Genomic DNA, 13,915 nt, shown 5'->3' with positions numbered 1-13,915 from the left:
CCAGAGCCTGGCGATCAGGAATTATTGCGGCGCAATTCGGCCAGCTTGGCGGCCAAGGCATCCAGCTCGGCGCTCTGCCCGGGCGGCAGCTGGCGTAGTACCAACTGGCTCAGGCGCATCTGCCGGATAAAGCGCCGGCAGTGCTGACACATGGCCAGGTGCAGGCGCACCGACAGGCGCTGGCGCAAGCCCAGCTGGCCATCAAGAAATTCGCTGGAGTGGGCCACCAACTCCTTGCAGCTCAACATTGGCCGGTCTCCTCAAAATGCTCCAGGGTGGCGAATACCTTGAGCCGCGCGCGGTGCAGCAGCACCCGCACATTGGAGAGCGAGACCTGCAAAAGATTACAGATCTCCTCCAACTCCAGCCCTTCGCGCTCACGCAGGTGCAACACGCTGCCCTGTAGCTCGGACAGGCTGGCCAGGGTTTTCTCCAGGCATTGGCGCAATTCATCCTCGGTCAGCAGCGCCTCCGGGGAGTCGTGATGCCAGGCATACGGCGCCAGCAGCCAATGGCCATCCGCACTGAAACGCTCATCGCCAATGCTGCCGTGGGGCGCAGGAATATCGTCGAGCAGCACTTCGCGGCGATTGCCCTTGAGGCGGGTTTTCGCGGTGTTGGCGGTGATGGTCAGCAGCCAGGTTTTCAGGCTGGAACGCGCCTGAAAACCATCCAGGCTGCGCACCACGGCAAGCCAGGCGTCCTGCACCACTTCATCGGCATTGCGGCTGCCGACAATCGCAAAGGCCACCGCGCGCATCGCCCCCTGATAGGTGGCAACCAGCTCGCGATAGGCCTTTTGCTCGCCTGCCCGCAGACGAGTCAGCAGTGCCTGATCGGCCGGGTACTCCATTAATGCTTACGCAGGATCACGCTACCAATCGAGTAGCCGGCACCGAACGAGCTGAGCACGCCCAGGGCACCGCTCGGCAGGTCCTCCTGGTATTTGTGCAGGGCGATCACCGAGCCGGCCGAGCTGGTGTTGGCGTAGGTATCGAGAATCACCGGCGCCTCGCCCGGCTCGGCGTCGCGGCCGAGCAGCTTACGGGCGATCAGCAGGTTCATATTGAGGTTGGCCTGGTGCAGCCAGAAGCGCTTCACGTCGCCGACGTTCAGCTGGTTTTCGGCCAGGTGTGCGGCAATCAGCTCGGCGACCATCGGGCAGACATCCTTGAACACCTTGCGGCCTTCCTGGACGAACAGCTTGTCGCGCGCGCCAACGCCCTCTTCCGCACAGCGGTTGAGGAAGCCGAAGTTATTGCGGATGTTGTTGCTGAACTGGGTGATCAGCTTGGTGCCGACGATATCGAACTGGTAGTTCGAGGTGGCCTGGTCGGCGCGCTCGATGATCACCGCCGTGGCAGCGTCACCGAAAATAAAGTGGCTGTCGCGGTCACGGAAGTTCAGGTGGCCGGTGCAGATTTCCGGGTTGACCATCAGAATCGCCCGGGCCTGGCCCAGTTGCACGCTGTTGGCCGCCGTCTGGATGCCGAAGGTGGCCGAGGAGCAGGCCACGTTCATGTCGTAGCCGAAACCCTGGATGCCCAGCGCGGCCTGCACTTCAATCGCCACGGCCGGGTAGGCGCGCTGCAAATTCGAGCACGCGACTATCACCCCGTCGATATCGGCGGCGCTCTTGCCGGCACGGGCCATGGCATCCTTGGCGGCGCCAACGGCCATTTCGCAGAGGATGCCCCAGTCTTCATTGCTGCGCTCCGGAATGCGCGGCGCCATGCGCTGGGGATCGAGGATGCCGGCCTTGTCCATGACAAAGCGGCTCTTGATGCCCGAGGCCTTTTCGATAAAGCCGCTGCTCGACTCGCTCAGCGCTTCGATTTCACCGTTGGCGATGGCCGCGGCGTTGTCGGCATTGAATAGCTGGACAAAGGCGTTAAACGACTCGACCAGCTCATCGTTGGAAATACTGTTTGCCGGGGTATAGAGGCCGGTACCACTGATGACGACGTTATGCACAGTCATTCCTCTTGTTCTTCGCCGCAGGCAGCGGCCAGTTATGCAATAGGCCCAGGGCAGGCTAGGCCATGGGCAGAAAAACGGCTGACAGGCTCAGCAAACTCGATCCGTGAAACGTCCTGTTACGAGCCACGGAGTTTGCCACAGCCTGGGTGACTTCGTCCGCTCAGCACGTCAGGCCGCCGGCAACAAAGTGACGGCTATTGAGGCAAAGATGCGCACAACGTGGCGCAAGACACATCCCATTAACGCCTGCCAGCCGATGCTTGAAGGGCCTGCAACAGCCTCACCCGTCCGGGTGATGGCTGATTGTCGGACAATCTATATGCTGACCTTTCCCTAATAACAAGAAAGGTTTCCGTCATGCGCAAGCTGCTTTTATTGCTGGTGCTGAGTTTTGCCCCATTGAGCCAGGCTGCCGTTGGCGTGTTCCCCGACAGCACCTTTCAGAATCTCGACCACGGCCTGTACTGGTTCGGCTATGGCGACAGCTGGCAAAAGGCCGTACCCGGCCAGAGCAACGCCTATTACGTGGCCAGCAAACCGACCATGATCTATATCCACGGCTGGCAAAATGGCTCATCGCAGGCTAAAAACCGCGAAACCTTCAACCGCAAGGATGCCGGCGGCCCCGACCTGGACCTGGCCCACGCCTGGCTTGCCGCGGGCTACAACGTTGGCGTGATGTACTGGAACCAGTTTGCCGATGAAGGCGAAGTGAAGGATGCCGAAGCCAAGATCTGGACCGCCAGCGGCCCGCGTGCCATGCGCTGGCGCAACAGCAGCGGCGTTTACAGTAACGGCCCCAGCCAGTCAGTCGGCGATCTGTTCTTCAATAGCTATAAAGACAACCTGGCTGGCTACAGCGGTAGCAATATCCGCATTGCCGGTCACTCCCTGGGTAACCAACTGGCCATCGTGCTGACCAAAAAAATCAGCGATGCCGTCAGCGCCGGCACCCTTAACAGCAAGCTGCTGCCCAAGCGCGTCGCCCTGCTCGACCCCTTCTACTCCAATTACGCCAAGAGCTATTTGGGCAACAAGTGGGTGGGCGAGGTCTCGCGCAACTACGTCAGCGAGTTGAAGAGCAAAGGCGTGATCTTTGAGGCTTACCGCACCTCATCCGTGACCAGCACTGTGTTTGTGGGCGACAGCAACACCGGCCTGATGAACATGACAGCCTTTAGCGAACTCAAGCCTTGGTATTTCAGCTCGGTTCAGCAGGTGGAAAAACACAACGCAGCGGTTTGGCACTACCTGTGGTCGTTCAGCAGCAACCCGCCGCTGATTACCGGCACCAGCAACCAGGCCGCCTCGGCAAAAACCAGTGACAGCCGCATCACCACCCTGATGAATGGCAGCAAGAAACTGGTGCACGATCAGGGCGCCTACACCAAGGAGCCGTCCGACGATAACTTCAAGGAAGCCAACCGCTGATAGCCCCGGTCCTGCCTTCGCGGGCAGGACCTTTGCCTCTGCCTATTCGCCACTGCGACTGAAGGCCGCTTGACTATCCAGTCACCGCATGAAAAAACACAGGCACGCAGGCGCTGCCCTGCACCCTCCCGTTTCTGGATACCGGTCTTATGGCGCTGCATACCTGGCTGCTTTTTGTCACGGCGGTACTTGGCCTGGCACTGACCCCTGGCCCCAACGGCCTGCTCGCGCTCAGCCATGGTGCTTTGTACGGCCATCGCAAAACCCTGTTTACCATCAGCGGCGGGGTACTGGGCTTTACCCTGCTGATGGCCTTGTCGATGCTCGGTATCGGCACCCTGCTGCAAGCCTCGGCGCAGGCCCTGACCCTTCTCAAATGGCTCGGCGGTGCCTACCTGATCTGGCTCGGCATCCAACTCTGGCGTGCGCCGCCCTTGCACCTCGCAGTGGCCGATAAAGCCGCCGCACGCAGCGGTTTCACGCTGTTTCGCCAGGGCCTGCTGTCGGCGCTGTCCAACCCCAAGGTGATCCTGTTTTTCGGCGCATTTTTGCCGCAGTTTCTCGACCCTAGCGGTGATCTCTGGCTGCAGTTCGCCAGCATGGCGCTGACCTTTGCCGTGGTCGAAGGCAGCGTCGAGTACCTGCTGGCGCGCATGGCCCATCGCGTTCGACCCTGGCTGCAACGCAGCGGCAAAGGCTTCAACCGCTGCTGTGGCGGGCTGTTTGCCCTGATGGGCGCCGCCCTGCCGATGACCCGCTGAACCGCCCACACCGCAAAGGATCCGCCCCGGTGCCCAAGCTGTTGCCTGCCCTGCTGTTGCTCACGATGAGCGGCGCTTCATTCGCCAGCGAGCGGGCGCTGCGCTTCTCGATCAACGACAGCTGGGCCATGCCCATGGTGCGTATCGAAAACGGCCAGGCCGTGGAAGGTATTCTGGTCGATTTGCATCAGCGCCTGGCCGCCAAGGTTGGGCGTCAGGCCGAGATGCTGTTGATGCCGCGACTGCGTGTGCAACAGGCCCTGGAAGCCGGCGAGATCGACGTGCGCTGCTACGTCAGCCCCAACTGGGTCAACAGCGGCCACTATCGCTATATCTGGAGCCTGCCCTTTATGACCCAGCGCGATGTGCTGGCAGGGGTTACTCCCGAACGACTGCAACCCGAACAGCTGCTTAATGAACGCCTGGGCACCGTGCTCGGCTTCACCTATCCGCGCCTACAACCGCTGTTTGCCAGCAAGCAGATCCAACGCGAAGACGCCCGCACCCAGCATCAGGTGTTGCTCAAACTCAGCGCCCGACGCTACCGCTACGCCATCAGCAACGAACTCTCGCTGCACTGGTTTAACCGCCAGCAAGCACCCGAGCAGAAACTCCACAGCCTCAGCGAAGTGGCCGCCGAACCGATTGCCTGCATCATCCGTGACGCCCAGGATGTGCCGACCATGGCCCTGTTGCGCGCCATGGTGCAGATGAAACAGGCTGGCGAATTCGACGCCATAGTGGCGCGGTATCGCTAGGTGCCATTGCCAGCTACTTAGGGCTATGCCTCAAGCTGTTTTACGCTCACCCAGCAAGGCTGGCACCTGCGCCCACAGGCCGCGCAGGCCAAGGAAAAGTGCAGGCGAGCGATGCAGTGGCTTACCTGGCGCCTTAAACCCCTTCAGGTCGGCCCCACCAGCCACCCCAAATCACTCGACCGCATAGTAGGAGCTGAAGACTGTGTGGTTTTCCCGTGTTTCCGGGAGCACATAGACAATGCCATTGGTACCACTGAAGGTTGGGCTTACCAGACGGTCGAAAAACGCCACCGGAACATTAATGCAGCCATAGGAAATCCGCTTGTCGTGGATATCCGCCGACGCCAAGCGCTCGGCACGGCGCTCTTTCGCATTGCCGGTGGCGACCCGGTGCAGCGAGATGGCATTTTCATAGTCGATCCAGAGAATTTCCTTGCCCTTGAGGTTGCGTCCCAACGACACCACAAAGCGCCCTGCCGGAGTGGTGCGCTCCTCCGGACGAATGCTGGACAACTTGCGCGATCCGATACCGGGCACCGAGTCATCCCCCACCGCCAGACCAAGCAGCGCGGAGGCCGCACCGCTGAGCTGACCGCTTGCATCAAACAGCAAGACCCGAGCCTGCGCTTTGTCGACAATCATAAAGGGCATGCCAAGGTTGTCGCCGGAGTCGACCACCCAGTTGGCCGTTTGCCGCGCGGACACGGAAACTGGTTCGTCCTTGAAGTTCGCCCGCTTGCGCGTACTACCTGGCACGCCGACTGGTTCCTTGGGCAGAGGCTGCTGCCCCGCCAGCGGATGAGTCAGGGTAAAGGCTTGCCAGGGATCCTCCGCCCAGGCCAGTTGCTGGACGCTAATGCCCGCAATAAGCAGCAGCCCCAGGCAGAGTTGTTGCGCAGCGCCCCTGCTGCTGTATCCGGCGGACCTGCCGTCTGCTGGCGCAGGCAAGGGCAGCAGAGCAATGCTGTGTTGATCTGCTGTCCAGGTGCTGGACAAGCAACCCGCCCATAACCTTCGGCTCATTCTCGACCCCCGCACCATTGCGATTGACTTGGTTGCGCCCATGTAACCAGGGCCCGCTAAGGCCCTGGTTGGATAAAGGAGAATAAACACTACTGCTTAGTTACGATCCTGCCTAGGTGGGTAGATCGGCGCCACATAGCTCGCTGGCGGCTCCTCTTCCTCCGTGGCGACAGGCAGGCTCGTTAACCGATCCAACTGTGCAACCTGCAGATTGATTCCTGCCCCCTCAGTGGTGAAGCTCAAACCAGAGGCCAGGAGGGGCGGCGCAGCAACAAATTCACGACCAGTATCATCGTCATAGGGACTGGTGGTGCTTGGGCTGGTGACCCCAGGCAGTGTCTCGGTCGGCAGCGTTTCAGTCGGCAGATCCGGCGGGGTTGGGTCTGTTGGCGTGGCGTCCGGTGGAGTGGCGTCCGGTGGGGTGGAATCCGGCGGAGTGGCGTCCGGTGGGGTGGAATCCGGCGGAGCGGCACTGATCAACAAGGTGCCATCGACATAGTTGATCGCATAGTTGTCAGGATCGAAGGTGCCGGGCACCGCATCGCTGGGCGTGATGGCATAGGGGTTGCCCTCCACAGTCGCCGTTGCCACTGTCCCAGGGCTGGTCAGGGTAACACCACCAATTTCCTCTCCGAGCACCAGGCCCTCCGAGGTAAAGGCCGTTGTGCCCAAGTCCAGCGTGTCACCGAATACCTTGGTGGCATCGTTAGCCGTTATGGTCAACGGTGCCGGGGTAATCAACAACGAACCGTTGATATAGGTGATGCTGTAGTTACGCGGATCAAAGGTACCCGGGGTCGCATTGCTGGGCGTGATGGCATAGGGATTGCCGCCCACGGAAGCCGTTGCCACCGTCCCTGGGCTGGTCAGGGTCACATCACCGATGGTCTCCCCCGCCACCAGGCCTACCGAGGTGAAGGCCGTCGTCGCCAGAGTAAGGGTTTCGCCATATACCTTGGTGGCATCGTTGGCGGTAATGGTCAGTGGTGCCGGGGTGATATCGGCCCGGGTGACGTAGGTGCCAAGCGCCGTGCCGAACGGCGCGAAGAGCTCAAAGACCGCATCGGAAAAAGTGCTTTCAAAGGTAATGAGCTTTTCAACGCCAACATCCTTGGTGTCAAACAGCGCATTGCTGACTGCGCCCAGGGCGACCGGCGGCGCAGTGTTGGTGACATCGGGTTCGAGACCACTGACCGTTGCATCGCGCAGGCCGTCATACACCTTGTCTTGGCCCAAGCCGAACACCCAGGCCTTGGCATCAAGTACACCGCCACCGGTCAGGTTCAAGCCGTAGGCAAGAATCTCGGCATTGGTCTGGGCGTAGCTTACCGGGTTGAAACGGATGCTCAGATCGCCCGTGCCGATGGTGATGCAGTTGCTGCCGCAGGTGATCAGCACGGTGCCGCCGAGGATGGCCCCCGGCCCGGTACCGTCATTGTCGGCACGCAGGATGACATCGCCGGTGGTGACTGTCATCGCCGCATTCAGGTTGACGTTCTGCCCGGCCACCGCGGTCAGGTTACCGGTGGTAATGGTGGTGGCCGCGTTGACGTTGACATCATTGACCGCGATAAAGCTCAGGTCGCCCGTAGTGGTGGTAATGGCCGCATCGACATTGATGTTGCGCCCGGCGTTGGCCTCCAGGCTGCCCAGGGTGGCCGTGATATCCGCGTTAACGTTGATATCCCGCTCGGCGTTCAGGGTCAGGGTGGTCGGATCCGACCAGGTGATCGCGTCCTGGACAGTGATGTCGCCATTACCGCTGCCGCTGGCACCGGTGTTTTGCGTGGTCACGGTGATGTTGCTACCGCCCAGGGCGGTTACCAGATCAGCGACATTGATATTGGCCACGTTGACCCCGGAATCCGGGGCGAATACGTTGCCGGTTGCCGTGGCGCCTGAGGTAGCCGCGCTGGAGATGGTGATATCGGCCGGGTCGAGCAACCACATGCCGAACAGGCCATTCGCGGCGCTGGTATTGACCCTGATGCCCGACACGTCCAGCCAGCCGCCGGAGGTCTCGATCAGGCCACCGTTACCCGCTTGCGCACCGCCACGGGCAGTGATGGTGCCGTAGGCGCGGGTCGACTCATTGCCCCAGAGCACCACCGTGCCGCCGTCACCAGCGGTGATGGCGTCGGCGTTGATGCTGGAGTCGGCACTCATAAAGGTGGCCCGGGCATTCTCCACGGCGGCATTCTTGCCCTGATAACCGCCGCCGAGCAGCACGCTGCCGCCGCCCGCAGCGCCGGATGCATCGATTTTTGCACCGACCAGGCCAACCTGTTGCGCCGTCGCCGTGATATTGCCGCCCTTCTCCCCAGCGCCACTGCCGGACACATCCAGGGTGCCACCCAGATTAATGGTGCCGCTGTGCATGTCACCCAGCAGGGTGATGGTGCCGTTGCGATTTTCGATGCTCTGCGCGCGGATCACACCCGTGTTATTGACTGCGGACTGCAACAGATCACCGGCCGAACGGGCGGTCATCAAGACCTTGCCGCCATCGGCCTGAATCATCCCGCCGTTCTGCACCAGCGCCTCTACCGCGCCCTGCTGGACCGCGACATTGAGCAGGCCATCGCCGGCCACATCGAGGGTGATGGCATCGCCTGCCGCCAGGGCCACGCTGCCAAGATTGGCCTGAATGGTGCCCTGGTTGCTGACGTTAGCCCCGAGCAGAGCGACATAGCCGCCATCCGCCTTGATCGTGCCCTGGTTGACCACACTAGCGTCACTGCTGCCGGCGAACTGGTAGTTGCCGGCCATAAAGTCGCTGTCGCTGAGGCTCAGGGTCGAGGCCACCAGCCCGCCGACATTGACCGCCGCACTCTGACCGAACAGCACGCCATTGGGGTTGAGCAGAAACACCTTACCGTTGGCGTTGAGGTTACCCAGAATGCTCGAAGGGTCGGAACCCAATACCCGGTTGAGGGCAATGGCGCTGCTGTTGGGCTGGACGAAGTTGACCGTCTCCCCCTCGCCAATATTGAAGCTCTGCCAGTTAATACTGACATTCTGCGTGCTTTGGGTAATGGTCGTGCTACCGGCAGTCCCGGTGATGCTGGCGCTGCCGGCCGACACCTGACCGCCTGTGGGCAGGGCGTAGACATTGCATCCGGCAGCCAGCATGACCGTAACGGCGAGGGATTTGAGCGCAAAAACCATGCCTCGGCTCATATTGCTTTTGCTGACACTGGCGGTTTTCTTGCCGCCGCCCTTGGCGTGCTCGGATGCCGCAACAAAGGTGCCGCTCTTGGCGTTCCAGATCGACTGGTAAATATTATTCATGGTGTCTTCCTACTCTGTTACAGGCGTTATGCAGGCGTGTTCAGGCCCGTGTTCGTTGCGCAGACTGCATGCAGTAATCAAAAGTATTTGACCAACTGCACCCAGAGGCGGCCGTCCGAATCAGGAGCCGCGGTTGCGTCCTCACTGCCCAGCTTGTGCGCGTAGTAAGCCTTCACAGAGAAGTTGTTGTTGTCGATCCAGTTAACGCCCACACCGGCGCCACTGAGGGTTCGGCTATTGTCCGAACCATCCCAGGGATCCTTGTTGACGGTCACGGAGCCGGCATCGACAAAGCCGATCAGGTGTACTTGGCCGACCTGTTGCTCGGAGAACTGCGGCAGCAACAATCTGGCCTCCAGGGTCGCCAGATAACCTTCATCGCCAAAGGCCTCACCCTGGGGATAGGCGCGCACGCCATACATGCCGCCAAGGGACATCTGTTCCGAACTGTCGAGGTTTTTCGAGGCGATTTGCCCGCTCAGCGCGCCATACAGCGAAACCCTGTCGGTGATGTATTGCAGACGCGAGATCTGCCCAGCCAGCTTGTCGTAATGACCATTGGTGCGCGCCGTGGCCGCATCGAAGTCATGCGCCGCGGGGGTTTCGATATCGAGCACACCGCTCGACCAGGTCAGCGAGGCTGCCGTCAGGCCGCCACCCCCCAGATCATCGCGGTGGTTGCCGTGCAGGCTGGCCATCAGCACGTGGATATTTTTGTCAGTCACCAGTGGAATCGCGTCGATACGGTCTTCGAAGGTTTTGTAGTCATAGCCCACCTGGGCATACAGGTTGCTTCGGCGCGAACGGATCAGCGGGTAGCTGGCAAATACGCTGGCAACGTCGGCCGTGCCGTTGGCGTCCAGGCCACTGAAGTCCTTGCCCAGCTCATATTCCATGCGGCTGTAGGCCACCCCAGCGGTCGCCTTGCCAAACTGCATCTGGTAGGCCGCACGGCCATAGTTCAAGCCATCGAACGTAGTCAGCGCACGCAGTGTGGCAACGTCGCCCTGGCCCGCCAGGTTGTTGATGTTCAGGGTCGCGCCGAGGCGATATTCACCGGTGTAATAGTTGCCGGCGTTATCGGCGTCGACGCTGCCGGTTAGGGTTTGCCCCGGGGTGACATCGACGATCAGATCGGCGGCACCGACAGAGGCTCCAGGCACCAGGGTCGACCTGACATTCACGCCGGGGGTGTCCGAGAGCAGCAGCAGTCGGCTCTCGAGCGGCGCCGAGTCGATTACATCACCCCTATTCAGGCCATCGAGGGCGCTATTGGCCTGGCGATCGGAGAGATTGCTCTGGTTGCGCAGGCTGACATCGCCGTAGCGACCCTCAACCACCGCGATGGTCACGGCGCCCTGCTGGATCTCTTGAGCAGGCAGATAGGCCTGAGCGACGAAATAACCATTCTGATGATAGAACGCGGCAATTCGCGCAGCCATCTGCTGCAATTGTCCCAAACTTAATTCTTCACCGGCGGTAAACCCGGTATGACTGAGTAGTTCACTTTCGGAATACAGACTCTGACCGGTCAAATGTAGCGAATTGACCTGTATTTTCGCCGATTCATCTGCGGGGGTGGCAGGCACCTGAGTTTGTTCAACACGAATCTCGGGCTCTACTTTTTGCAAGCTAGGGGATGGGGGAATTTGTTGTAACTGACTACCACCGCTGGGAAACTGAGCGGCAAAAACACCCGAACTCAGTGTCATTAGCGCAACCGTCATGAGTTTTTTCTGCATCGTTATATGCCCCTTGGCATGCCCTGATTTTTTAAACGAATCTGTCAATGAACCGCAGACTCTCGTGTCACGCTTCAAAAACGCAACGTTGTAAAATGCGTAAAAATTGATATTTCACCCCAATATGCATGGCATCTTGGGCGGGCTCGCAGATTAATCTGAGCCCGTAAATTGTTCTGTTTGCGTACCGCTGACATTAATTTCAGAGTCGGCCGCATACCTCACCATTCGTAGCCTTTCGCTACAGTCAACGGCCTGCCAGAACGCTCGGCAGCCGGATCGCCTATTTATCTAGCGCACTGAACAGCTGTACAGCTTTTACCTGCCGCCTGTACAATAATGCAAACGCCGTACAACTAACTGGGGCACTTTCAGCCAAGGTGTTGATTGTTATCTTAATTAATCACCACTAAGCGGTAACTAAACGTTAACAACCGCTTTCTGACAGCGCCGTAAATGCCTTAACCGTCGAAAAAACCAGCACAGCACGCATCAATAATCACTGACACACACGCACGAGTTTGACCCGTATTATTTCTGTGCATTTATTGGATTCCAGATAACCAGGCAATCAGATTCTCTAAAACAAGAATCAGCCATGCACTCACTACGCGCCTAGAACATCACACACGTATTAAAACTGCGCCGAACACTCCCATCTGTTCGCCAGCACACATAGCACGCCTGTATTTTCTGCTTTACCAACGAAAGTCGGCCACACGAAGTAATTAAAGAGGGCTGCGGCAATAACACCGCGCACAGGTGGGCCTTCGGGCCTATAGGTAACCGCCATCGCCTCGGAGGCCGTACGCTCTTTAAATAACCGCAGTGGCATCGCCGTTACCGCGCCAGTCGTCGCCTGTAACGGCTCAATATTCAGCCTGCTGGCTGGCCGACAGGGGCACGAAAGTTCTGGGGCACTGCACAGGCCGCAAGCTATCGATCCAATATGCTTGCTTCAGGCGCGATAACGAGCGGCGCTGCCTAGGTAGACGGTCACGAGGCGGGGGAGACGGCGCCCGCACCCAATCAGGTAGTGGCCGCCTGCTTCGTCAAGTGCTAGCGGGTTTCCGGCAGGATGTCGAAGCCACCACGGTTCTGGCTGATGATGCGGAAGTCCTGCTGCGAGCCGGCTTCCACCTTCACCGCCAGTTCACGGCGCAGGCGGCCCATGCCGCATAGGGTGTCGTCCATTTCATCGATGCCGATGCCCAGCACCCGCGTGCCGATCGGCACCTGGAAGTTGGCTTCTTCGCCAACGCCGATGCGCGCCGCCACCTTGCGATCCACCAGCACGGCGACATAACAACCACTGCCCATTCCGCCGAAGTCTCGGGTGACCTTTATCAGTCCGCCCCCGGCCTGGGCGTGCTGATAACCCAGCAGGCGGTCTTCGGGTATCGGACGAATATATTGCGCATCCGGACGCCAGGATGAGCAACCAGCCAGAATCGACAGCGCTAATGCAGCAGAGATCAAACGCATGGGAGCCCTCCATGGGCGCAAGGATGCAACAAGAGACATAACGCAAAACGGCTTGAGTATTGCCCCTGGCGTGCCCAGCCTCAAGTACCGACTGTTGCGCCGCCGCAACCAGGGTTTATCCGCCGGCGATACGCTTGAGCAGACGCGCCTGCAGCGCAGCCAGCTCTTGCGGGGTCGCCTTGCCGCCGGCGTGCACACTGAGCGTCTCGCCGACGTAGCGCGGCACGATATGCATATGAATATGAAACACCGTCTGCCCGGCCGGCGCGCCATTGAATTGCGCCACCTGCACCCCGGCAGGCTCCAACTCATCGATCAGCACGCGGGTCAGCTTCTGCACCACGGCCATCACCTTGCCCAGGCTGCCTTCATCGATATCCAGAATATTGCGCGCCGCAGCACGCTTGGGGATCACCAGGGTATGGCCGCAGGACTGCGGAAACACATCGAGGAAGGCCAGCACATCCTCATCCTCGTACAACTTGTAACAAGGGGCTTCGCCACGGATGATCTGGGCAAAGATATTCTGCTTGTCGTATTCGCCGTGCAGGCTCATTGGGGTTCTCCGGTGCGCGGGGGTTGAGAGGCCCCAACCATACCGATTTCTGCACGCGGGGAAAAATCTGCGACCTGACCAAATGGCCAATTATCGCTATCCTGCGCCTTTTGCCAGCTAATCTGGAGCGCCCATGTCAGCCCTTGCCGCCTACCCGATCACCCAGAAATGGCCCGCCCAGCACCCCGAGCGCTTACAGCTCTATTCGCTGCCCACGCCCAACGGCGTCAAGGCCTCGATCATGCTCGAAGAAATCGGCCTGGCCTATGAAGCGCACCTGGTCAGCTTCGACAGCAACGATCAGCTCAGCGATGAATTCCTCTCGCTCAACCCCAACAACAAGATCCCGGCGATCCTCGACCCCAACGGCCCAGGCGGCAAACCGTTGGCGCTGTTCGAGTCCGGGGCGATTCTGCTCTACCTGGCGGAAAAGACCGGCCAGCTATTGGCCCAGGACCCCGCCACGCGCTACGAAACCCTGCAGTGGCTGATGTGGCAGATGGGCGGTATCGGCCCAATGTTCGGCCAGCTGGGTTTCTTCCATAAGTTCGCCGGCAAGGACTACCCGGACAAACGCCCGCGCGACCGCTACGTGGCCGAATCCCAGCGCCTGCTCGGCGTACTCGAACAACGCCTGCAAGGCCGTAGCTGGATCATGGGCGAGGACTACAGCATCGCCGATATCGCCGTATTCCCCTGGGTACGCAACCTGGTGGGTTTCTACGAGGCCGGCGAGTTGGTGGAGTTCGAGCGCTTCAGCAATGTGCAGCGGGTGTTGCAGGCCTTTGTCGCCCGCCCGGCGGTGGTCAAGGGCCTGGCCACGCCGGCACGCGGCTAAAATAACCGCCAGCAACCCATTCAATGCGTAACAAACAGCGCTCCGAGAAC

Annotated in this window: 12 protein-coding genes; 4 read left to right on the top strand and 8 right to left on the bottom strand. The window is 60.2% G+C overall.

The genetic code is table 11. The features are described 5' to 3' along the window. Positions 1-14: 14 nt before the first annotated feature. From WA145_RS06340 to WA145_RS06330, 3 genes are read right to left on the bottom strand one after another with little or no spacing between them, the layout of a single operon-like run. Positions 15-248, bottom strand: coding sequence for a zf-HC2 domain-containing protein (locus WA145_RS06340; protein ID WP_422580757.1), 234 nt, complete (start codon positions 246-248; stop codon positions 15-17). Beyond that, positions 242-853 carry an RNA polymerase sigma factor gene (locus tag WA145_RS06335; RefSeq protein ID WP_422580756.1) on the bottom strand — a complete coding sequence of 204 codons (612 nt, stop codon included), beginning with the start codon at positions 851-853 and terminating at the stop codon, positions 242-244. The genes WA145_RS06340 and WA145_RS06335 overlap by 7 nt, the downstream gene beginning before the upstream one ends. Continuing rightward, complete coding sequence (locus WA145_RS06330) at positions 853-1,974, bottom strand: beta-ketoacyl-ACP synthase III (RefSeq protein WP_422580755.1); 1,122 nt, start codon at positions 1,972-1,974, stop codon at positions 853-855. Before WA145_RS06330 ends, WA145_RS06335 begins: the two co-directional genes overlap by 1 nt. 363 nt (positions 1,975-2,337) lie before the next feature. Here WA145_RS06330 and WA145_RS06325 point away from each other — a divergent pair, with 363 nt between their 5' ends. The 3 genes from WA145_RS06325 to WA145_RS06315 all read left to right on the top strand — a co-directional run bounded on the left by WA145_RS06325 (position 2,338) and on the right by WA145_RS06315 (position 4,930). Beyond that, positions 2,338-3,411 carry a hypothetical protein gene (locus WA145_RS06325; protein ID WP_422580754.1) on the top strand — a complete coding sequence of 358 codons (1,074 nt, stop codon included), beginning with the start codon at positions 2,338-2,340 and terminating at the stop codon, positions 3,409-3,411. Between the two features lie 149 nt (positions 3,412-3,560). Next, positions 3,561-4,172 (top strand): LysE family translocator, encoded by a 612-nt coding sequence (locus WA145_RS06320; protein ID WP_422580753.1) that lies wholly within the window; start codon positions 3,561-3,563, stop codon positions 4,170-4,172. A gap of 29 nt (positions 4,173-4,201) precedes the next feature. Next, positions 4,202-4,930 (top strand): substrate-binding periplasmic protein, encoded by a 729-nt coding sequence (locus WA145_RS06315; RefSeq protein ID WP_422580752.1) that lies wholly within the window; start codon positions 4,202-4,204, stop codon positions 4,928-4,930. A gap of 171 nt (positions 4,931-5,101) precedes the next feature. Here WA145_RS06315 and WA145_RS06310 read toward each other — a convergent pair whose 3' ends face one another. The 5 genes from WA145_RS06310 to WA145_RS06290 all read right to left on the bottom strand — a co-directional run bounded on the left by WA145_RS06310 (position 5,102) and on the right by WA145_RS06290 (position 13,027). Then, positions 5,102-5,686, bottom strand: a complete 585-nt coding sequence (locus WA145_RS06310) for a hypothetical protein (protein WP_422580751.1) — start codon at positions 5,684-5,686, stop codon at positions 5,102-5,104. 363 nt (positions 5,687-6,049) lie between these two features. After that, positions 6,050-9,244: a filamentous hemagglutinin N-terminal domain-containing protein gene (locus WA145_RS06305; RefSeq protein WP_422580750.1), complete on the bottom strand. Its 3,195-nt coding sequence runs from the start codon at positions 9,242-9,244 to the stop codon at positions 6,050-6,052. A gap of 77 nt (positions 9,245-9,321) precedes the next feature. After that, positions 9,322-10,956, bottom strand: coding sequence for a ShlB/FhaC/HecB family hemolysin secretion/activation protein (locus tag WA145_RS06300; protein WP_422580749.1), 1,635 nt, complete (start codon positions 10,954-10,956; stop codon positions 9,322-9,324). Between the two features lie 1,089 nt (positions 10,957-12,045). Beyond that, on the bottom strand, positions 12,046-12,471 hold the full coding sequence (locus tag WA145_RS06295) for a 3-isopropylmalate dehydratase (protein ID WP_422580748.1): 426 nt from the start codon (positions 12,469-12,471) through the stop codon (positions 12,046-12,048). Positions 12,472-12,586: 115 nt separating this feature from the next. Next, positions 12,587-13,027 (bottom strand): HIT family protein, encoded by a 441-nt coding sequence (locus WA145_RS06290; protein WP_422580747.1) that lies wholly within the window; start codon positions 13,025-13,027, stop codon positions 12,587-12,589. Positions 13,028-13,160: 133 nt separating this feature from the next. Here WA145_RS06290 and WA145_RS06285 point away from each other — a divergent pair, with 133 nt between their 5' ends. Next, complete coding sequence (locus WA145_RS06285; protein ID WP_422580746.1) at positions 13,161-13,865, top strand: glutathione S-transferase N-terminal domain-containing protein; 705 nt, start codon at positions 13,161-13,163, stop codon at positions 13,863-13,865. Positions 13,866-13,915: the final 50 nt, after the last annotated feature.

Origin of the sequence: Pseudomonas sp., assembly GCF_049301935.1 — a bacterium.
Taxonomy (GTDB): Bacteria; Pseudomonadota; Gammaproteobacteria; order Pseudomonadales; family Pseudomonadaceae; genus Aquipseudomonas.
The sequence above is the reverse complement of the archived record's forward strand: the minus strand, read 5'-3'. Positions and strand labels throughout refer to the sequence as shown.